The sequence below is a fragment of the Staphylococcus sp. HMSC056G08 genome (genome assembly GCF_001812305.1).
Classification (GTDB): Bacteria; Bacillota; Bacilli; order Staphylococcales; family Staphylococcaceae; genus Staphylococcus; species Staphylococcus simulans.
On the sequence record NZ_KV808440.1, the window covers coordinates 20,169 to 40,651 of the forward strand.

Here is a 20,483-nt window from a genome sequence, read left to right on the forward strand (position 1 = left end):
CAAATAATGGAGGCTGTATTCAATGTGGGAAAATAAATTTGCTAAAGAATCTTTGACGTTCGATGATGTACTGTTAATTCCAGCGGAGTCTGATGTATTACCTAAGGAAGTAGATTTAAGTGTTGAGTTATCAGACAGAATCAAATTGAAAATTCCAGTTATCTCAGCTGGTATGGACACTGTAACTGAGTCAAAAATGGCAATTGCTATGGCAAGACAAGGCGGTCTTGGTGTCGTTCATAAAAACATGAACATCGAAGATCAAGCTGATGAAGTACAAAAAGTTAAACGTTCTGAAAATGGTGTTATTTCTAATCCATTTTACTTAACACCAGAAGAAAAAGTTTATGAAGCTGAAGCCTTAATGGGTAAATACCGCATTTCAGGTGTACCGATCGTAGACAATAAAGAAGACCGCAACCTCGTTGGTATTCTCACAAACCGTGACTTACGTTTTATTGAAGATTTCTCAATCAGAATTTCAGATGTCATGACAAAAGAAGACTTAATCACAGCTCCAGTCGGCACAACTTTAGACGAAGCAGAAAAAATCTTACAAAAACACAAAATCGAAAAATTACCATTAACTGAAAATGGTAAATTAGAAGGGCTTATCACTATCAAAGATATTGAGAAAGTTCACGAATATCCAAACGCTGCCAAAGACGCACAAGGCCGTTTATTATGTGCAGCAGCTATCGGTATTTCTAAAGATACTGACATCCGCGCAGAAAAATTGGTTGAAGCAGGTGTTGATGCATTAGTTATCGATACTGCACACGGTCACTCACAAGGTGTTATCGACCAAGTTAAACACATTAAAGCTAAATATCCAGAAGTAACAGTTATCGCTGGTAACGTTGCGACAGGCGAAGCTACAAAAGCACTATTTGAAGCTGGCGCAGATGTTGTTAAAGTAGGTATCGGACCTGGTTCTATTTGTACAACTCGTATTGTTGCGGGTGTAGGTGTACCTCAAATTACTGCAGTGTATGACTGTGCAACTGAAGCACGTAAACACGGCAAAGCGATTATCGCTGACGGCGGTATCAAATACTCTGGTGATGTTGTAAAAGCATTAGCAGCTGGTGGGCACGCAGTAATGTTAGGCAGCTTGCTTGCGGGTACTGAAGAAAGCCCAGGAGAAACTGAAATCTTCCAAGGTAGACAATATAAAACTTACCGTGGTATGGGTTCATTAGGTGCAATGGAAAGTGGTTCAAATGATCGTTACTTCCAAGAAGATAAAACACCTAAAAAATACGTTCCAGAAGGTATTGAAGGCCGTATCGCATATAAAGGTTTATTACAAGACAACATCTATCAATTGATGGGTGGCGTGAGAAGCGGTATGGGTTATACAGGCTCTCACAACTTGAAAGAATTACGTGAAGAAGCAATGTTTACACGTATGGGACCTGCTGGTTTAGCAGAAAGCCACCCACACAATATCCAAATCACAAAAGAATCACCAAACTACTCAAGATAAAAGGAGAAACTGATTTATGGAAATGGCGAAAGAACAAGAGTTAATTCTTGTATTAGACTTTGGTAGCCAATACAACCAATTAATTACACGTCGTATTCGTGAAATGGGTGTGTACAGTGAGTTGCACGACCATGAAATTTCAATTGAAGAAATTAAAAATATGAATCCAAAAGGTATTATATTATCAGGCGGACCAAACTCAGTTTATGAAGAAGGTTCTTACACAATTGATCCTGAAATCTTCAATTTAGGCGTACCTGTACTTGGTATTTGTTATGGTATGCAGTTAACAACAAAATTATTAGGTGGAAAAGTTGAGCGTGCGAATGAACGTGAATATGGTAAAGCAATTATCCACGCAAAATCTGATGAAATCTTCTTCGGTTTACCAGAAGAACAAACAGTATGGATGAGCCACTCAGATAAAGTGATTGAAATTCCAGAAGGCTTTGAATCTATCGCAGATAGTCCAAGCACGCCTTACGCAGCAATCGAAGATAAAGAACGTCGTATCTACGGTGTTCAATTCCACCCAGAAGTGCGTCATACTGAGTATGGTAATGACATTTTACGTAACTTTGTGCGTCGTGTATGTGATTGTACAGGCGAATGGACAATGGAAAACTTCATTGAAGTCGAAATTGAAAAAATCCGTGAAAAAGTTGGAGACCGTAAAGTGCTTTGCGCAATGAGCGGCGGTGTAGACTCTTCAGTTGTTGCAGTGCTCTTGCATAAAGCAATCGGCGATCAATTAACTTGTATCTTCGTAGACCACGGTTTACTTCGTAAAGGCGAAGGCGACATGGTTATGGAACAATTCGGTGAAGGTTTCAACATGAACATCATCCGTGTGAATGCGAAAGATCGCTTCATGGATAAATTAAAAGGTGTTTCTGACCCTGAACAAAAACGTAAAATCATCGGTAACGAATTCGTATATGTCTTCGACGATGAAGCATCAAAACTAAAAGGTGTAGACTTCCTTGCTCAAGGTACGCTTTACACTGACGTCATTGAATCAGGTACAAAAACAGCACAAACAATCAAATCTCACCATAACGTAGGTGGATTACCTGAAGACATGCAATTTGAATTGATTGAACCTATCAATACATTATTCAAAGACGAAGTACGTGCTTTAGGTATCGAACTTGGTATTCCTGAACACTTAGTTTGGAGACAACCATTCCCAGGTCCAGGACTTGGTATCCGTGTTCTAGGTGAAATTACTGAAGAAAAATTAGAAATCGTCCGCGAATCAGACACCATCTTAAGAGAAGTGATTCGTGAAGAAGGTTTAGAGCGTGAAATCTGGCAATACTTCACAGTACTTCCAGGCATGCGTTCAGTAGGTGTAATGGGCGATTACCGTACGTATGACTATACAATCGGTATCCGTGCCGTAACTTCAACTGATGGTATGACAAGTGACTTTGCGCGAATCGACTGGGAAGTCTTACAAAAGATTTCAAGTCGTATCGTTAACGAAGTAGATCACGTCAACAGAGTAGTCTATGACATTACTTCTAAGCCACCAAGCACAATCGAGTGGGAGTAATTAATCTATAATATATAAAACGAAAACCCTTTAACCGCAATGGTTAGAGGGTTTTTTAAGAATACTTTACTTTTAAAATCAACACGAATTCTCAAAAGTGAACATGTATATTATAATTTAGGTAACAAATATGATGCTAACGTGATAAACACCGAGCCTGATAACTATTCGCAGTAGTTACCGGGCTCTTTTTAGGTGTATTGGCTATGCCGTTGCTTTTTAATTCGATTATTTAGCCAATAGGAAAATAACGTGATTGTTACCCCTACTTAAATAGGGGCAATAAAGATACAAATATGATGCTGAATATAATGTCACCTCCTCCCATGCTAGATACAGCATGGAAGTAAAACGACGACCTCATATTAGATTATTTGATGGTAAGGTAAATAAGGACATATTAGTTGGAAATTTCAGGCTTTTTTGTAGATGAAGAAGCCCATGCTAATAGAATAGTCTATGATAATGATATTAATTTTAAGTTTGTAAGTAGTTATATAAAACAATAAAACCTCTTAGATGTAAAACTTAAGTATCTGTTTTAGGTTAGGTCAACATAATGCATGATTATTAACTTGATGGTGAAAGCTCACTATATACTTGGTATTAGAAAAAGTTAGTAAAAGATATTACTCGAATATGTTGTATATTAAAAATAGAACAGAAGTATGAATTATTCGTTGATATTTTAATCAATATTTTTGTTGGATGATTTTTTGTGGTGCTTATATTTTTGATAAAACTCAATGGGTTTATCGTAAAATGAAATATTATCCATTGAAATTTTTTCCAAAAGACACCCCTTGTAGTGGATATTTTTACAAAAAGCGTATTATGATTTAATTTAAAATTATTTATTCCTTCATCTGCGATATCATTTGAAAAATCAAATCGAATTATATCTTTTGTACTTGAGTATGGTTCAATATTAATTGGAAGAGAATTATTATATAATGTAGAACTAAAATTATTTTTGGAACCTGCTGTGAAAAGTATTTCAGTAACACTTATATCTTTGAAAATTTGCTTGTTTTTAACCTCGTTATTAAAAAATATTGATTTTTTAACTCTTGAGTCATATACAGTGATTTTATTTATTCCAATAGGTAATTTAGAGAGATTCATAAAAGAGATGAAAATATCGAATTTTTTAGGGTTTTTAAATATTAGTGCTTCGTGTATTTCTATGTTGAGGTGCTTTTTTTCTTGCCATAATACCTTAAATAGTGTAAATGCAGATATAATAATAGCAATTAAGGACAACAAATCAGAATTAGTCATGGGTTCAACTCCTAATTTATTTAGATATAGTAATCAGATTATTTTTAGAGTAAAGGACAAAAGGTCCTTATTTTAAAATTACTGTAAAAAATGTTTTTGTTGCACGAATCTTTCTATTTATTCATCATGTATTTATATTTTTTAGTTAAATGTAGTTTTGTATTTATAAGTTTTATGAACTCCATAATAAGAATCAAGTGATTAAAGCTCCATAGTATAGTAGGTCATATTGGATGGACGTTTTATATAGATTGAACACTTCATAGTGGATATGTGATTTGGATTTTATACATTAGTTTGAATCTCATACATTTTTAGGAAATTCCTTCTTAGAATTAACTTCTTAACGACTTATTAATTTTTTAGGCGTTATGCATCAAGTAATATTTATTGAATTATATTATTGTTAAATATATTTCGTAATAAATTTAGCTTTTAAACTAAGTAAGAAAGATGGGTAAATTACTGGACCAGTTTTATGCAAAAAAGAGTAATTATTTCTACACTAAAATTATACTCTACTAGAAATTAAGGATATTGTACACTTTTGACTTATACTATATCAACTTTACTTGGAATTAAAGGTAAAAATACCTTTTTGAAGACAAGAATAAGGAAAAAATATAAAGGTAAGTGACTTTTGTTTTAATTCGGTAAATTAAGTTGTTTCCCTAACCGAAGAGAACTTGAAAAAGTAATTACTGTTTCCCAGTATTTTTTTCACTTTGTTTTTTGATTTTTGTGATCCAAATGAACTTAAATTGAAAAAAAGAAACTGTCATTAGTAACAATCAGCGTCGAGTTTATTTCCCAAACATCTATTATTTATTGAATATATTATTATATGTCATGTTATAGTCAAAAATTACTATTATAAAATAGTCGTTGAGTTGTAAGTTGGAAATTTTAAGTCGTAGTTAATAACTAGGATTAGCGAGTTGTTTTGAAATTTCGTGAATAAGTACTTTATAAAAATTATTAGAAAATTCATACTATAACGAAAATAACATTTGCTTTCATGTGCTAAAAGGTATAAGCTTGAATGAACACATGTAAAAAGGGGCTGTGCAAAATAGATATATTAATCGGTACAGGTTTATTGTTACTTATTTTAGTATTTTTCACTGTGTTCACGTATTATGCGCCAGATGGGCGTGCAGTCATGGGGGCTTTAGCAACAGCAGCAATTGCAACATTCTTAGTTGAGGCGCTGCAAGGGTTTGTATTGGGAGATATTTTCGATATTAAGTTTTTAAAGGAAACGGGTAGTCTAGCTGGGACATTGAGTGGGGTCATTGTCGCATTCCTAGTCGCATTATCGAGAAAGATCAATCCACAAAACTCAGCGTTGCTTGCGGTCGCATTTGCGGAAATCGGGCTGATTCCTGCATTGTTTGCGGCTTATCTGATGTCGTTTGTGATTCGCTTTATTGAAAAGAAAATTACAAACGGTATGGATTTTATTATCGTAGTATTATTCTGTATTCCAGTTGGACGATTGTTAGGGGTTTGGTTCACGCCACTAGTCGATGGTTCATTATTGAAAATCGGCGGTATTATCGATGTGGCGATGAATACAAGTCCATTGCTGATGGGTCTGATTCTTGGTGGTATTGTGACAGTTGTTGGAACATCACCACTAAGTTCTATGGCATTAACAGCAATGTTAGGCTTAACAGGTGTACCAATGGCAGTTGCGGCGTTAACAGCGTTTGCGTCTAGCTTTATGAATACAACGTTACTACATCGTTTGAAAATCGGTAACTTGAAATCAGTTATTTCTATTGCGATTGAGCCACTGTCAAAAGCAGACTTAGTGTCTTCTAATCCAGTGCCAATCTATGTGACGAACTTTATCGGTGGAGGACTAGCTGGTATGGTCATTGCTTACTCGGGGTTAGTCAATGATGCGCCAGGTACAGCAGCACCGACACCAGGTATTCTCGTTATGTTTGGTTTCAACCCAGCACTCGACGTATTAAAATACGCAGCCATCGCAGCTGCAATTTGTTTCATTGTCGGTTGGGTAATGTCATATGTATTTAGAAACTATCCAATCCGTAACAGTGAAGTGACGGGTTATAAATCTAAAATCATAGAAAACAAAGCTAATCCAACAGTGAATGAAGCATAGAAATAAAGAAACAACACACTAAAGGGACATACCTGATGTGTGTTGTTTTTTTAGTGCCAAAAATGACACGAACTATTAAGCTTTAATAGAACAATACACCTATTCCAATTCCAATGAGTACGATTGCCCATGAAGGTAGTTTGAAATAAGCTAATAAGACAAATAATATCGTTACGAATGTGAAATCTAAAGGTTGTTTAACCGTAGAAGTCCAAATAGGTTGGTAGAAAGCCGAGATTAAAATACCAACCACACCTGCGCTGATACCTTTCAAAAAGCCTCTTGCATAAAGGTTGGACTTAAAACTATCCCAAAATGGCAAGACACCAAACAACAGTAAAAAGGCAGGTAAAAAGATTGCGAATGTCGCAAGCAACCCTCCTATTATGCCTTCGATATTTGTGCCGATATAAGACGCAAAAGTGAATAATGGGCCAGGCACAGCTTGTGCTGCCGCATAACCTGTAATGAACTGATCAGAAGAAATCAATCCTTGCGGTACAAACTCCTTTTCTAACAGTGGCAACACGACGTGGCCGCCACCAAAAACAAGTGAACCAGAACGATAGGAACTGTCGAACATTTTAATCCATATATTTTGAGTGGTTGCGCTTAAGATAGGCAATACAACAAGCAAAGAAACAAATAACGATAAAGAGATAATCCCTAATCTTTTAGGTAAATAGAACGCTTTAGAATCAGCGTCTGGCGCTGATGTAGGTTTAAGGAATAAGACACCATATAAGCCAGTTATAGCCAGCGCAATCACTTGAATATAAATACTATTGATCAATAATGAGAGTGCTAACACAAACATAGCCAATGCGATGGTTGTTTTCGTATTGGTTAATTTTTTGCCCATACCAATAATTGCTTGTGCCACAATTGCGACAGCAACAAGTTTCAATCCTTGCATCCAAGTAAAGTGTGTATCCCCCTTCACAAATAAAGTTGAAAATAACATTAAAACAATCACTGAAGGCATAGTGAATCCTAGAAATGCGAGAATACCACCGAATGCACCACCTCTGATGGTACCTATACCGATACCGACTTGACTGCTGGCAGGGCCTGGAAGAAATTGGCATAACGCGACTAAGTCAGAGTACTCTCTTTCATCCAACCATTTTCTTTTCTTCACATATTCATCATAAAAATAACCTAAATGCGCTGTAGGTCCACCAAAGGACATCAAACCAAGTTTTAAAGCTACAATAAAAATGGTGAAATAATGAGACATAGGCAACTCCTTATATAAATTAGCATCAATTTATAGATTTTGCGTTAGTCTTCATTATATTTCGAAATGCGTAAAGGTGATGTATGGATTTTGTAAAGTTTATGAATGACATGTATTTGAGTTTTATGATCAATTCTATAGTATCTCTATATCAAAAGGATACTAAGAAGGGTTGTTCGTCTTCTGTTAAACATAAACGAATGCGTTCTGTGAAATTCCCCCAAGTGACCTTTTGCATGACTTCTTCATAAGTAAAGAATCCAACTTCCAAACTTTCATCGCTAGTCGTAAGTGTGCCGTCAGTGTAGATCCCTTTAAATAAATGATTGATGATACTGTGTTCAGTATTTTGAAAGACACCACAGTATGTCGTGAGTTTGATGGTGACGCCAGCTTCTTCTTTCACTTCACGAATGACACCCTCTCGAATGGTTTCACCATTTTCAATTTGCCCGCCAGGAATTTCCCAGCCACGCAAAGGACTTTTGATTAAAAGTATTTTATTCTCATCATTTGTGACCACACATGAAGCGGAAACAATATGTTTTGGGGTCATCTTAATCCTCCTAGAGTTGTGTTATTGAATGATACTCGTTAAAAGTGAACAGCTAGTGTCTAAAAATATGTAAAAAATAATTTATAGTTAATAATTAGTTAATTCAATTGTAGTGTATGTCTGTTTTATAATAAAAGCATGTAAATTAAAGGAGACAACAACGATGAATTTTAAACAATTTTTACTGACAGGCCTCGCAAGTGTATTACTTGGATCAGCAGGTGCACATGTATTTTCATATCAAGCAGAAGCTGCCCAATTCGGCGCACACGAATTTCGTGATTACAGCGTACAACCTAAAGAAAACTTGAAAAACTTATTGAACGCGAGTCACTATTATAAAGACATGGCGAAAGAATCAGGTGCAACATTCTACCAGAATAAATTAAACCAAGCGATTTATTTTGCTAAGAAACAACAAAAGTCTAATAATGATTCACAAGTTGTGACAGCAATTAATCAACTTTCAGCTATCTATAATGAGGTATTTCAATTGCATTTGCAAACTGAAAAAGGCAGTGCCGACATCTTAAGTAAAAAAGCAGAACTACAAAACCTAATTGTAAAGGCAAACCATTTATTAACTGAAAGTCATATTTCAATGAATCAAGATGAAGCACAGCTAAAACAAACTGTTGCGCAAGCACAATCTGTATTAAACCAAACAGCACCAGACTTTGAATTAGTGAATGCGATTAACGCAGTTCAACAACACATTCAAAATGTAGAGTCATATCAGGCATTTGTAGCACATCATTAATAAAGATATAAGCGATAGAACACAGTAATCTCTATAGGGTTGCTGTGTTTTTTTATGTTCAGTTTTTTGACTGAGGGGTATATAGGTAAACATAACTACACATATGAGAGACAACATCCAAGGGGGGGAATGTTATGTCTAAGGCATTATCGATTATTGTTCCTGTATATAATAAATCTCAGTTTTTACAACAATGTGTATCATCTATTGATGAGTTAAAGTTGAATCATGATGAGATAGAAGCCATCTTTGTTGATGATGTTTCAACAGATGACTCATTGGAACAATTAAAACAGTTAGAACAAACGCGTGATTACATGCGTGTTATAGAGTTAGAAGCAAACAGCGGCAGTCCAGCTAAGCCGAGAAATGTAGGGGTGGAAGCGGCTGAAGGCACTTATATTACGTTCTTAGATGCAGATGACTGGTTAGATACAGAAGGTTTTCCGAAGTTGCTTGACCAAGCTTTAACTACAGAGAGCGATATAGTGTTCGGTCAAAGTTTAAAACATAAGGACCAGTCTGTGAGCCAAATTGCGCGCTTTAGTGCTTATACAAAAGAAGAAGGACTTGTGCCTTACGAAATTGATAAAATCTTTCGTGCCGTCGGTCCACCTGGAAAAATAATAAAACAATCAGTGATTCAAGATCATCATCTTTATTTTGAACCGATGAAATACGGAGAAGATAAGTTATTCTTTACTGAAGTAATTGCGCACGCTAAAACAGCCGCTATGAATAATATCGTGGTCTATCATGTGAATCGATATGGTGCGAATCAATCATTGGTCAGTGAAACAGATATTTTTGAAAAAACAGCTTTTAATTTAGAAGTGTTAAAGCAGTTATTAGATTTAGACATCCCGGAGACTGCACGCAAACATGCGATCAGTCGAATAGTAGAAATGGATTATTTATCACGCTTATTCATGAATCGTCGCTTCTTAAAAAGCGCAGAGAAAAATAAATTCTATGAAGCTTTTGATCAGTTAGTTTCAACTTTAGACCAACATGACTTAGATATTAAAGATTACTTGACTGAACCGAAATATGAGAAAGTATGTGAATGCTTATTAAATAGCGATAAAGAAAAAGTAGAAGCATTGATTACTTTATTAAGCGAAGGTATACGAGCGTCACATTATATTACAGACGGATTAGTATATTATCATTTGCCGGAAGACTTGCACACCGTTGAACCCTTATACGAACCCTTCTATGCGGTCTATAGCGGCACACATCTTAAAGATAATCACTTCTATGAGGTTATTACGCTATATAAAGAGGATTCAACAGAAGTCGACGCAGTGCATTTGGTGAAGCTTTCTGATGAATCCGTTACGCAGGAAGTAATGTTTGAGCAGCAAGACAATCAACTCTGGATACCTTCAGATGCATTAAACGTAGATTTCGATTTTAATCTGCAAGTTATTTATGATCACTACAAACCATTTTTAGTACACATGATGTTGCCAAGCATTACGGAAAATCATGCTTTAAAACGTCAAGGTCAGAAAGTAGAATTCGTTTCAACACAACAAGAACAAGCATCATCAGCTGAACCTAATGAGGTGGATACTACAAAGTATTATGCAGAAAACCCAGGGAAAGTATGGGCGATTAAGAAGTTTAAAGTGTATGGTGATACTGAATTTACACAAGAACAAGCTCAATCTATGGAAGTCGGTGAGGTGTTTAATGTATCAGAGATACAGTATTCTAAAAAAGGGACACCGCGATTAGTATTAGAGGATGGGAACGTGATTACTGCGAATAAAAAGTTTGTCGAACAGTTAGACAGTGATCTGTCTGAACATTATATTGTAGACTGGCCAATCACGATTCAAGTCATTAAAAAGTGTAAAGCTTATGAAGATCGTAACTTTAAAACTGAAGCAGAATTCCAACCGAAGTTAAATGACACGATAGAAATAGATAAAATTGTGTGTTCTTCTAAAGGGACACCGCGTTTAAAAACAAAAGCGGGTTATTTTATCACCGCAAATCGAGATTTTGTGCAGGTTGTAAAGTAAGAAGAAGGGATGAAAATCTCTTCTTCTTTTTTGTTTGGATAACGTGGTAATGCGTTAAAGTATCATTAAATATTTTAAAGAAATCGGTTGTGAATAGTATAAAATAACGTATATTGCTAGAAGGTTATTAAGTTTGTGAAATTATTATAAATATTGTTGACAGGGGATAGAGAAAACGGTAAGATTCAATACATAATTATTTTCTGACAATTCGAATATCATTGTATCAATTTGAATTGTAGGGTGCTATATCTATATACTATAAGGGGAGAGTATTTTATTGACTTCTAAAATTACTTATACAGACTTCACCTCAGACCCTTTTGAATCATTAGATGTTTCAGATGAAACAAAAGGTGCGTATCATGTTCTGAAATGGGCATATGATACTTACCGAGATGAAATTGTATATGCTTGCAGTTTCGGAGCAGAGGGCATCGTTCTGATTAACTTAATTTCGCAAGTAAAACCAGACGCACGTATCGTCTTTTTAGACACGGGTCTCCATTTCGATGAAACGTACGATTTAATCGACCGTGTTAAAGCAAAATATCCTAAATTGAACATTGTTATGAAGAAGCCAGATTTAACACTTGATCAACAAGCTCAAGAATATGGCGGTAATCTTTGGCGTAGAGATCCAAACCAATGTTGTTATATCCGTAAAGTTAAACCGCTTGAAGAAGTATTAACTGGCCAAACAGCTTGGGTATCAGGATTGAGACGTGAACAATCTCCAACAAGACGCAACACAAACTTTGTGAATAAAGACGACCGTTTTGAATCTATTAAAGTTTGTCCGTTAATCCATTGGACTTGGGATGATGTATGGGATTATATTAAATCGAATGATTTACCTTATAATGCTTTACATGATCAGAACTATCCAAGCATCGGATGCGCACCATGTACTTCACCTGTTTTTGAAGGCGGCGACTCTAGAGAAGGCAGATGGCAAAACAACATGAAAACTGAATGTGGTTTGCACATCGGACGTAAATCTTAATTTGAAAGTTACAATTAATTTTTTTGTATACAATTCCTAGTGGATATGTTGGAATTTTGAAAGCACAATGACTATACTTGAATTAAGTGTAGATATTTTTTTAATTTCAATTCCTACTAAAAAACTAAGGATAAAATCTATCATATGGGGGGAAGACACTTGAATTTATCAGCAACAAATAGTCCGTTCAACGATGAACAGGCACAACTCATTAATCAAGCGTTATCAACATTATCAAATGACCAGAAGCTCTGGCTTAGCGGTTATTTAACGGCACATCTCCAAGATGGCACAGCAACACAAGCACCTGCTTCTAGCGCAGCAGCAACGCAGGCGCCAGCAGCACCAGCGCAACAACAAGCTGTAGAACCACGCAAAGTCACTGTATTATTTGGTTCTGAATCTGGTAACGCGCAGTGGGTGGCAGAATTACTCGAAAGTAAATTAAAAGAAAACGATTTTGATGCCACATTAACTGAAATGGACCAATATAAAACGAAAGATTTAAAAAATGTTGAAGACCTACTTATCGTAACGTCAACACATGGTGAAGGCGATCCACCGGATAACGCATTATCTTTCTATGAATTCTTATACGGACGTAAAGCACCTAAATTAGAAGGCGCACGCTTCTCAGTACTTGCTTTAGGTGACCAATCTTATGAATTCTTCTGTCAAACGGGTAAAGACTTTGATGCACGTTTAGAAGAATTAGGCGCTGACCGTATTTTACCGCGTGTCGATTGTGATATTGACTTTGAAGAACTCGCAAATGAATGGATTGAAAACATTATTAATGAGTTAGGCGATCAAGAAGTAAAGCAAGTGGTTCAAGAGGCACAAGATGCACCTGTTGAAGATGCTTCTGGACCCATTTACTCAAGAACATTTCCTTACGAAGCAGAAGTCTTAGAAAATATTAATTTAACTGGTCGTGGTTCTGATAAAGAAGTTCGCCACCTTGAATTATCATTAGAAGGTTATGGCGATGACTACGCACCAGGCGATTCCATTAATATCTTACCGGAAAATGACCCAGAACTTGTGGATGAAATTATCGATATGCAAGATTGGGTGGCAGAAAAAGATATTACTGTGAATACACAAGGTGACAAAATGTCGCTAGAAGAAGCATTGACGTCATACTTTGAAATCACAAAATTAACGAAACCATTAATCGAAAGTGCAGCACAGCTCTTTGATAATGAAGACTTATTAGATAGAGCCTCTGATAGTGAATGGGTGAAAGATTATATCTACGGTCGTGACTTAATAGACTTATTGAATGATTTCCCTACAGAGTCACTACAACCGAACCAATTACATCAAGTCTTAAGAAAAATCCCTGCACGCAGTTACTCTATTTCAAGCAGTCATAAAGCAAATGAAGATGAAGTACACATTACAGTATGTGCAGTACGTTATGAAGCACATAATCGTAAACGCTCAGGTGTCTGCAGTGTACAACTCGCAGAACGTGTAGAGCCGGGCGATAAATTAAAAGTATACTTGAAGAAAAATCCTAACTTTAAATTCCCATTCGATGAGAACACACCAGTCATCATGATTGGACCAGGTACAGGTATCGCTCCATTCCGCAGTGTCTTACAAGAACGAGAAGAATTGGATTTAACAGGCAACACATGGTTGTTCTTTGGTAACCCACACTTTACAACAGACTTCTTATACCAAACCGAAATTCAAGATTGGTTGAAGAGCGGCGTGTTAGAAAAAGTAGATTTAGCCTTTTCACGTGATCAAGAAGAAAAACGTTATGTTCAGCATTTAATCGATGAAAACAGTGCAGAATTTTATGAATGGTTAAGAAATGGCGCAGCAATTTATGTCTGCGGCGATGAAAAACACATGGCGAAAGATGTACATCAAGCCATCATTCATGTATTGGAAAAAGAAGGCGGCTTATCTGAAGAAGAATCAGAAGAGTACCTATCAGAATTGAAAAAAGAAAAACGCTATCAACGTGACGTGTATTAATTTTTGAGGAGGCAAATTATGGCTGAGAATAACAATGATTTATATAAAGGCTTAGATGATTTAGAACGTAATAAAGGCGAAAGCAATTATTTGCGCGGTACCATTGCACAGGGTTTAAAAGACCCTGTGACTGGTGCAATCGCTGATGATGATACCAAGTTATTAAAATTCCACGGCAGCTATATGCAAGATGACCGTGACTTACGTCAAGAACGACGCAAACAAAAATTAGAACCTCTCTACGCATTTATGATTCGTGTACGTATCCCTGGAGGCCGTGTTTCCACGGATCAATGGTTGAAGCTAGATCAATTGGCAGATGATTATGCAGGTGAACAAATTCGTTTAACCACACGTCAAACTGTACAGTATCATGGGATTTTAAAACGCAACTTAAAAAAATCAATGCAAGCGATTAACGCAGCTGTACTTGATTCAATCGCAGCGTGCGGTGACGTCAATCGTAATGTCATGTGCAACCCTAATCCCTACCAATCTGATGTGTATAGTGAAATAAATGATTATGCGGATAAAATCAGCGGACACTTATTACCGAAGACAACAGCGTACCATGAAATTTGGTTAGACGGTGAAAAAATCATCGATTCTAAACAAGAAGATCATGAACCAATGTACGGTAAAACATACTTGCCACGTAAATTTAAAATCGGTATTGCGTTACCACCTTCTAACGATATTGATGTCTATTCACAAGATATCGGCTTAATCGGTATCGTTGAAAATGATGAATTAACCGGCTTCACAGTAACTGTCGGCGGCGGTATGGGCAGTAAGCATGATGATTTAAGAACACATCCTCAAGTCGGTAAAGTATTAGGTTATATTCCTAAAGAAACAGCACCGGAAGTTTGTGAGAAAATCTTAACGATTCAACGTGATTTCGGTGACCGTGCAGACCGTCAACAAGCGCGTTTCAAATATACAGTGGAACGTAAAGGCGTGGATTGGATTCGTGAAGAATTAAATCGTCGTTTAGGCTGGGAAATCGAAGATGCGAAACCATTTGAATTTGACAGTAACGGTGACCGTTTAGGTTGGGTTGAAGGTTCAGGTAAGTATCACTATACATTATTCATTCAAAATGGTCGTATTAAAGATACAGAAGACTTTAAGTTGAAAACAGCGATTAAGAAATTAGCGCAAACACATAAAGGTGAAATTCGCATGACACCGAACCAAAACCTGATTTTTGCGAATGTTGAGAAAGAAGATAAAGCCGCTATTGATGCGATTATCGAAGAGTATGGTTTAACAGACGGCAAAAATTACAGTGGTTTACGTCGTAACTCTATGGCTTGTGTGGCCTTTCCGACTTGCGGGCTTGCGATGGCAGAGTCAGAACGTTATTTACCTTCTTTAGTGACTAAAATTGAAGACATTTTAGATGAATTTGGTTTACGAGAAGAAGAAATTACGATTCGTATGACAGGTTGCCCGAACGGCTGTGCACGTCCTGCATTAGCTGAAATTGCTTTTATTGGTAAAGCACCTGGTAAATATAATTTCTATTTAGGCGGTAGCTTTATCGGTGAACGTTTGAATAAATTATATAAAGAAAATATCGGAGAAGCGGAAATTTTAGAAAGCTTACGTCCAATTTTAGAACAATACAGTAAAGAGCGTGAAACAGGGGAACACTTCGGTGACTTTGTAGTACGTAAAGGTATTGTAGAAAAAGTTACAGATGGTCGTGACTTCAGATAAGCAGTAAGCATTACCTCAGAAAGTGACGTATCTACGCACTTGGATACGTCCTTTCTCCAGTAATGCCCAACATCTATTTAAATAAAACAAAGAGGTGATCGAATGGGAAAAGTATATATCGTAGGCGCAGGTCCTGGAGATCCGGATTTAATCACAGTAAAAGGTGTCAAAGCTATAGAACAAGCCAATGTGATTCTATATGATCGCCTCGTTAATAAGGCCTTATTGCAATATGCAAAGCCGAATACAAGATTGATTTATTGTGGGAAAGACCCGAGTGGTTTATCAATTCCTCAAGTAGAAATCAATGCATTAATGGTGAGTTTCGCACGTAAAGGTCATACTGTAACAAGATTAAAAGGCGGAGATCCTTTCTTGTTCGGTAGAGGTGGAGAAGAAGCGGAAGTTCTGGCAGAACATCACATCGCTTTTGAAATTGTACCTGGTATTACCTCAGGTATCGCCGCACCTGCTTATGCAGGTATCCCAGTTACACATCGAGACTATAGTTCTTCTGTCGCATTTGTGACAGGTGTTAATAAAGAAAAAACGTTAAAAGAAGATTATTGGAAACATTTAGCATTAGGTCCTGAAACACTGTGTATTTACATGGGTGTCAGCAGGTTGCCTGAAATCTGTCGCTTGTTAGTGCAACATGGCAGACCGAAAGATACACCTGCCGCATTGGTTTATCAAGGAACAAGCGGAGTTCAACAAACTGCAGTCGGTACTTTAGAAACCTTTGTTGATGTCGCAAAAGATTTTAAAAATCCATCGATGATTGTAATCGGTGAAGTCGTACAATTACGTGAGAAAATCAGCTGGTTTGAATCTGTTTCAGCCCAAGCAGCAGCGCATCAATAAATGTGTCATACCGGCAAGGAAGGCATATTAAGTTCATTTTTTTAACTTTAATTCCTTCTAAACTGATAAGAATAGTATCGTCTATGTACTACACAACATAAATAATATGAAAATTCTAACAATCAAAACTTGATTATTGAAAGAAAGGAGCAAAGACAATGAAAAAACTATTAATTATTGCCTTCGTAGGGTTTTTTGCACAATTGGTTGATGGTTCCCTCGGCATGGGCTTCGGCGTAACATCATCATCGATTTTGTTATCGCTTGGTTTAGCACCAGCCATTGTATCAGCGACAATCCATTTTTCTGAAATTGCGACAACAGCAGCATCAGGTGTTTCGCACATGTCATTCTCTAACACAGATAAGCGTTTAATACTGAAATTAGCGGTGCCGGGATCGATGGCAGCTTTCATTGGTGCAGCAGCAGTCAGCCATCTGCATGCAGGTTTAGTTAAGCCTGTCGTTGCTTTGTTCCTGATTACCATCGGTATTTATATTTTAGTTCAATTTGCGTTTAAACGCGGACAAACTAAAAAGCTGACAAGAGGGTCAGAGTTGAGTAATAAATTTATGTTTCCGCTTGGTGCGACTGCTGGATTTTTAACAGCTATCGGTGGAGGCGGCTGGGGACCAGTCAATACTTCTGCATTACTTGCACGTCGTGATATCAATGTTCGTCATGTTATCGGCAGTGTATCTATCAGTGAGTTTTTCGTAACGATTGCAGCGTCTATCAGTTTCTTGATTTTCTTACCCCTTCATTTAATTAATTGGGGTTTGGTTCTGGCATTAAGTGTCGGCGGCGTTGCGGCTGCACCATTTGCGGCATGGCTCGTTAAGATCATCCCAGTAAATGTCTTAGGCATTTTTGTGGGTGGTTTGATTATCTTTACCAACAGCAATACTTTGTTGAACGCATTTGGTGCACCAGGTGAAGCGATTGCTTTCGTAAGAATCGCAGTGGTTATCGGTTGGTTTGCATTATTGTTTGTCATTTTGCGCAAAGAAGGTAAATTATCGAACTTTTTTCACAAAAAAGAAGCAAATAAAGTAGGAAGAGTAAAACAATAAGAGGAGATGAGTTAAATGGCTACAACAACACAAATTTTAGAACATACGAACACACCGCATGGTGGGAAGTTAATTAATCGTCAACTTGAAGGAGCAGAACGTGAAGCATTAATTGAAGCAGCAGAAGCTTTTAAAACATTAACGTTAAACGCATGGAGTTTATCCGACTTAGAATTAATCGCAATTGGCGGGTTCAGTCCATTAACAGGATTTATGGGAGAAGCGGACTATCAAAACGTCGTTGAAAACTTACATCTTGCAGATGGAACGTTATGGAGTATTCCAATTACTTTACCAGTTAATGAAGCAGAAGCGGACCAATATGAAATTGGAGAACAGATTGCGCTTTATGGAGAAGATCAACAGTTATACGGTGTCTTAACTTTAGAAGAAAAATATACGTATGATAAAGAAAAAGAAGCACAAAATGTTTATGGAACGACAGAAGAAGCTCATCCAGGCGTCAAAAAAGTATATGACAAAGGTAATGTGTATCTAGCAGGTCCGATTCAATTAGTAAATCGTCCAGACCATAGTGAGTTTGAAGAATTTGAATTAGATCCGATTGAAGTACGTCAAATGTTTCATGATTTGGGCTGGAAAACAGTCGTAGGTTTCCAAACACGTAACCCAGTACATCGTGCACATGAGTATATCCAAAAAAGTGCGTTAGAAACAGTTGATGGTCTCTTATTGAATCCATTAGTAGGCGAAACAAAGTCTGATGATATCCCAGCGGATGTTCGTATGGAAAGTTACCAAGTGATTTTAAAACACTATTATCCAGAAGATCGTGCACGCTTAGCGATTTATCCAGCTGCGATGCGTTATGCAGGACCACGTGAAGCGATTTTACATGCGATTGTGCGCCAAAACTATGGTTGTACACATTTCATTGTAGGACGTGACCATGCAGGTGTAGGTGACTATTATGGTACATATGAAGCGCAAGAGTTGATTACGAAATATCAAGAAGAGTTGGGCATTCATATTTTAAAATTTGAACATGCTTTCTATTGCACGAAGTGCGGTAATATGGCGACAGCGAAAACGTGCCCGCATGGTGCAGAACATCATGTGCTTTTAAGCGGGACAAAAGTCCGTGAAAAATTACGTAATGGAGAATCTTTACCGAAAGAATTCTCACGTCCTGAAGTCGCTGAAGTGTTAATTCGCGGTTTACGCAGACATAGAGAACAAAATGAGGAGGCGTAACGATGACAAAATCTCAAAATATTACATGGCATGATTCAGAAGTAACGAAAACAGAACGTCAAGCTCAAAATGGCCATAAGAGTGTAGTCCTATGGTTCACTGGTTTATCCGGTTCAGGTAAGTCTACCATCAGTGTTGCTTTAGAAAAAGCATTATTCGAACGTCGTATTCATGCGTATCGTTTAGATGGGGATAATATTCGTCATGGTTTAAATAATAATCTTGGTTTCAGTCCAGAAGACCGTAAAGAAAATATCCGTCGTATCGGTGAAGTCAGTAAATTATTAGCAGATGCAGGACTGATTACATTAACGGCGTTCATCTCACCTTATCGTGAAGATCGTGATCGTGTCCGTGAAATTTTAGAAGATGGCGAATTTATCGAGGTATATGCGAAAGCCAGTGTTGAAACGTGTGAGCAGCGTGACCCGAAACAGTTGTATAAAAAAGCACGTGCAGGAGAAATTAAGAACTTTACTGGTATTGATGCGCCATATGAAGCGCCAGAACATGCGGAAATTGTCGTGGATACAGAGACAACTTCTGTGGAAGAAGCGGTTCAACAGATTCTAAACTATTTAGAAGACAAACAAATTATTTAATATCCCGAGCACACACAAACCTTAAATTGTGTGTGCTTTTTTGGTGGATAATATCACGGTTAAGTTTTGCGATTATTCTGAAATTGAATTAAAATAGAAGTGTACAATAATATATGAAACAACAAGGAGAGTCGAACAACATGGCAGAAGTAAAAGGCAAAGTAGCAATGGTGACAGGCGGCGGACAAGGTATCGGAGAAGCAATTTGTCGCAGACTCGCAAAAGACGGGTTTAAAGTAGGTGTGGCAGATTTTAATGAAACAACTGCAGAAGCGGTTGCACAAAGCTTACGTGATGAAGGTTATGAAGCGCTTGCGGTTAAAGTAGATGTATCAGATCGTGATCAAGTCTTCCAAGCAGTCAATACAGTGAAAGATCACTTCGGAGATTTTAATGTGATTGTTAATAACGCTGGATTAGGACCACAAACACCACTTGATACAATTACTTATGATCAATATCGCAAAGTTTTCGATGTAAACGTCGGCGCAATTTTCTGGGGCATTCAAGCAGCGGTTGAAGCTTTTGAATCATTTGGTCACGGTGGTAAAATTATTAACGCTTCTTCTCAAGCAGGACAAGTCGGAAAGCCAGGGCTTGCATTATATGGCGCAACTAAATTCGCAATCCGCGGAATTACACAAACTGCAGCGCGTGACTTAGCTGATAAAGGTATTACTGTGAATGCGTATTGCCCAGGTATCGTTAAAACACCGATGATGGAAGATATCGCACAAAAAACAGCTGATGAAGCAGGTAAACCATATGAATGGGGTATGGAACAATTCTCTAAAAATATCGCATTAAAACGTTTATCAGAACCTTCAGATGTTGCAGCATGTGTATCTTATCTTGCAGGACCAGATAGTGATTATATGACTGGCCAAGCTTTAATTATTGATGGCGGTATGGTCTTCAATTAATACAAGACATAAAGAAAGGCAAGTGCACC

The 20,483-nt window shown here is 37.1% G+C and carries 17 protein-coding genes; 13 read left to right on the forward strand and 4 right to left on the reverse strand.

What is annotated here, in order from left to right; translation table 11 throughout:
* Positions 1–22 precede the first annotated feature (22 nt).
* Together guaB and guaA are read left to right on the forward strand one after the other, a co-directional pair.
* A complete protein-coding gene (gene guaB, locus HMPREF2846_RS01770; RefSeq protein WP_002480342.1) occupies positions 23–1,489 on the forward strand; it encodes an IMP dehydrogenase in 1,467 nt (488 codons plus the stop codon).
* A gap of 16 nt (positions 1,490–1,505) precedes the next feature.
* Positions 1,506–3,047 carry a glutamine-hydrolyzing GMP synthase gene (guaA, locus tag HMPREF2846_RS01775; RefSeq protein WP_070625412.1) on the forward strand — a complete coding sequence of 514 codons (1,542 nt, stop codon included), beginning with the start codon at positions 1,506–1,508 and terminating at the stop codon, positions 3,045–3,047.
* 191 nt (positions 3,048–3,238) lie between these two features.
* Here guaA and HMPREF2846_RS14890 read toward each other — a convergent pair whose 3' ends face one another.
* Both HMPREF2846_RS14890 and HMPREF2846_RS01780 read right to left on the reverse strand, forming a co-directional pair.
* Complete coding sequence (locus HMPREF2846_RS14890) at positions 3,239–3,304, reverse strand: hypothetical protein (RefSeq protein WP_107552666.1); 66 nt, start codon at positions 3,302–3,304, stop codon at positions 3,239–3,241.
* 349 nt (positions 3,305–3,653) lie between these two features.
* Positions 3,654–4,328, reverse strand: coding sequence for a hypothetical protein (locus HMPREF2846_RS01780; RefSeq protein WP_070625414.1), 675 nt, complete (start codon positions 4,326–4,328; stop codon positions 3,654–3,656).
* Between the two features lie 1,072 nt (positions 4,329–5,400).
* Here HMPREF2846_RS01780 and HMPREF2846_RS01785 point away from each other — a divergent pair.
* On the forward strand, positions 5,401–6,462 hold the full coding sequence (locus HMPREF2846_RS01785; RefSeq protein ID WP_031262374.1) for a PTS sugar transporter subunit IIC: 1,062 nt from the start codon (positions 5,401–5,403) through the stop codon (positions 6,460–6,462).
* Positions 6,463–6,544: 82 nt separating this feature from the next.
* Here HMPREF2846_RS01785 and chrA read toward each other — a convergent pair whose 3' ends face one another.
* Both chrA and HMPREF2846_RS01795 read right to left on the reverse strand, forming a co-directional pair.
* A complete protein-coding gene (chrA, locus tag HMPREF2846_RS01790) occupies positions 6,545–7,702 on the reverse strand; it encodes a chromate efflux transporter (RefSeq protein ID WP_070625416.1) in 1,158 nt (385 codons plus the stop codon).
* Positions 7,703–7,853: 151 nt separating this feature from the next.
* Positions 7,854–8,258, reverse strand: coding sequence for an NUDIX hydrolase (locus tag HMPREF2846_RS01795; RefSeq protein ID WP_060804230.1), 405 nt, complete (start codon positions 8,256–8,258; stop codon positions 7,854–7,856).
* A 163-nt stretch (positions 8,259–8,421) separates the two neighbouring features.
* Here HMPREF2846_RS01795 and HMPREF2846_RS01800 point away from each other — a divergent pair, with 163 nt between their 5' ends.
* The 10 genes from HMPREF2846_RS01800 (at position 8,422) to HMPREF2846_RS01845 (ending at position 20,454) form a co-directional block, all read left to right on the forward strand.
* Positions 8,422–9,018, forward strand: coding sequence for a complement inhibitor SCIN family protein (locus HMPREF2846_RS01800; RefSeq protein WP_070625419.1), 597 nt, complete (start codon positions 8,422–8,424; stop codon positions 9,016–9,018).
* Positions 9,019–9,152: 134 nt separating this feature from the next.
* Positions 9,153–11,051, forward strand: coding sequence for a glycosyltransferase family 2 protein (locus HMPREF2846_RS01805; RefSeq protein WP_070625421.1), 1,899 nt, complete (start codon positions 9,153–9,155; stop codon positions 11,049–11,051).
* 280 nt (positions 11,052–11,331) lie between these two features.
* Positions 11,332–12,057 (forward strand): phosphoadenylyl-sulfate reductase, encoded by a 726-nt coding sequence (locus HMPREF2846_RS01810; protein ID WP_070625423.1) that lies wholly within the window; start codon positions 11,332–11,334, stop codon positions 12,055–12,057.
* A gap of 159 nt (positions 12,058–12,216) precedes the next feature.
* Entirely contained in the window at positions 12,217–14,052 is a 1,836-nt protein-coding gene (locus tag HMPREF2846_RS01815) for an assimilatory sulfite reductase (NADPH) flavoprotein subunit (protein ID WP_037556148.1), read from the forward strand.
* An 18-nt stretch (positions 14,053–14,070) separates the two neighbouring features.
* A complete protein-coding gene (locus HMPREF2846_RS01820) occupies positions 14,071–15,777 on the forward strand; it encodes an NADPH-dependent assimilatory sulfite reductase hemoprotein subunit (protein WP_002480352.1) in 1,707 nt (568 codons plus the stop codon).
* Positions 15,778–15,879: 102 nt separating this feature from the next.
* Positions 15,880–16,641 (forward strand): uroporphyrinogen-III C-methyltransferase, encoded by a 762-nt coding sequence (cobA, locus tag HMPREF2846_RS01825; RefSeq protein WP_070625425.1) that lies wholly within the window; start codon positions 15,880–15,882, stop codon positions 16,639–16,641.
* A gap of 158 nt (positions 16,642–16,799) precedes the next feature.
* Positions 16,800–17,714 (forward strand): sulfite exporter TauE/SafE family protein, encoded by a 915-nt coding sequence (locus HMPREF2846_RS01830; protein WP_070625427.1) that lies wholly within the window; start codon positions 16,800–16,802, stop codon positions 17,712–17,714.
* Between the two features lie 15 nt (positions 17,715–17,729).
* Entirely contained in the window at positions 17,730–18,929 is a 1,200-nt protein-coding gene (sat, locus tag HMPREF2846_RS01835) for a sulfate adenylyltransferase (RefSeq protein ID WP_070625428.1), read from the forward strand.
* Positions 18,930–18,931: 2 nt separating this feature from the next.
* Positions 18,932–19,531, forward strand: coding sequence for an adenylyl-sulfate kinase (gene cysC / locus HMPREF2846_RS01840; RefSeq protein ID WP_002480356.1), 600 nt, complete (start codon positions 18,932–18,934; stop codon positions 19,529–19,531).
* Positions 19,532–19,671: 140 nt separating this feature from the next.
* The gene (locus HMPREF2846_RS01845; protein ID WP_070625429.1) at positions 19,672–20,454 is read left to right on the forward strand and encodes a (S)-acetoin forming diacetyl reductase; all 783 of its coding nucleotides are present in this window, start codon (positions 19,672–19,674) and stop codon (positions 20,452–20,454) included.
* Positions 20,455–20,483 lie beyond the last annotated feature (29 nt).

Excerpts from the sequence above, each read along its gene's own strand:
- guaB (WP_002480342.1), top strand. The coding sequence starts at position 23 with ATGTGGGAAAATAAATTTGCTAAAGAATCTTTGACGTTCGATGATGTA.
- guaA (WP_070625412.1), top strand. The coding sequence starts at position 1,506 with ATGGAAATGGCGAAAGAACAAGAGTTAATTCTTGTATTAGACTTTGGT.
- HMPREF2846_RS01780 (WP_070625414.1), bottom strand. The coding sequence starts at position 4,328 with ATGACTAATTCTGATTTGTTGTCCTTAATTGCTATTATTATATCTGCA.
- chrA (WP_070625416.1), bottom strand. The coding sequence starts at position 7,702 with ATGTCTCATTATTTCACCATTTTTATTGTAGCTTTAAAACTTGGTTTG.
- HMPREF2846_RS01795 (WP_060804230.1), bottom strand. The coding sequence starts at position 8,258 with ATGACCCCAAAACATATTGTTTCCGCTTCATGTGTGGTCACAAATGAT.
- HMPREF2846_RS01800 (WP_070625419.1), top strand. The coding sequence starts at position 8,422 with ATGAATTTTAAACAATTTTTACTGACAGGCCTCGCAAGTGTATTACTT.
- HMPREF2846_RS01805 (WP_070625421.1), top strand. The coding sequence starts at position 9,153 with ATGTCTAAGGCATTATCGATTATTGTTCCTGTATATAATAAATCTCAG.
- HMPREF2846_RS01820 (WP_002480352.1), top strand. The coding sequence starts at position 14,071 with ATGGCTGAGAATAACAATGATTTATATAAAGGCTTAGATGATTTAGAA.
- cobA (WP_070625425.1), top strand. The coding sequence starts at position 15,880 with ATGGGAAAAGTATATATCGTAGGCGCAGGTCCTGGAGATCCGGATTTA.
- HMPREF2846_RS01830 (WP_070625427.1), top strand. The coding sequence starts at position 16,800 with ATGAAAAAACTATTAATTATTGCCTTCGTAGGGTTTTTTGCACAATTG.
- sat (WP_070625428.1), top strand. The coding sequence starts at position 17,730 with ATGGCTACAACAACACAAATTTTAGAACATACGAACACACCGCATGGT.
- cysC (WP_002480356.1), top strand. The coding sequence starts at position 18,932 with ATGACAAAATCTCAAAATATTACATGGCATGATTCAGAAGTAACGAAA.
- HMPREF2846_RS01845 (WP_070625429.1), top strand. The coding sequence starts at position 19,672 with ATGGCAGAAGTAAAAGGCAAAGTAGCAATGGTGACAGGCGGCGGACAA.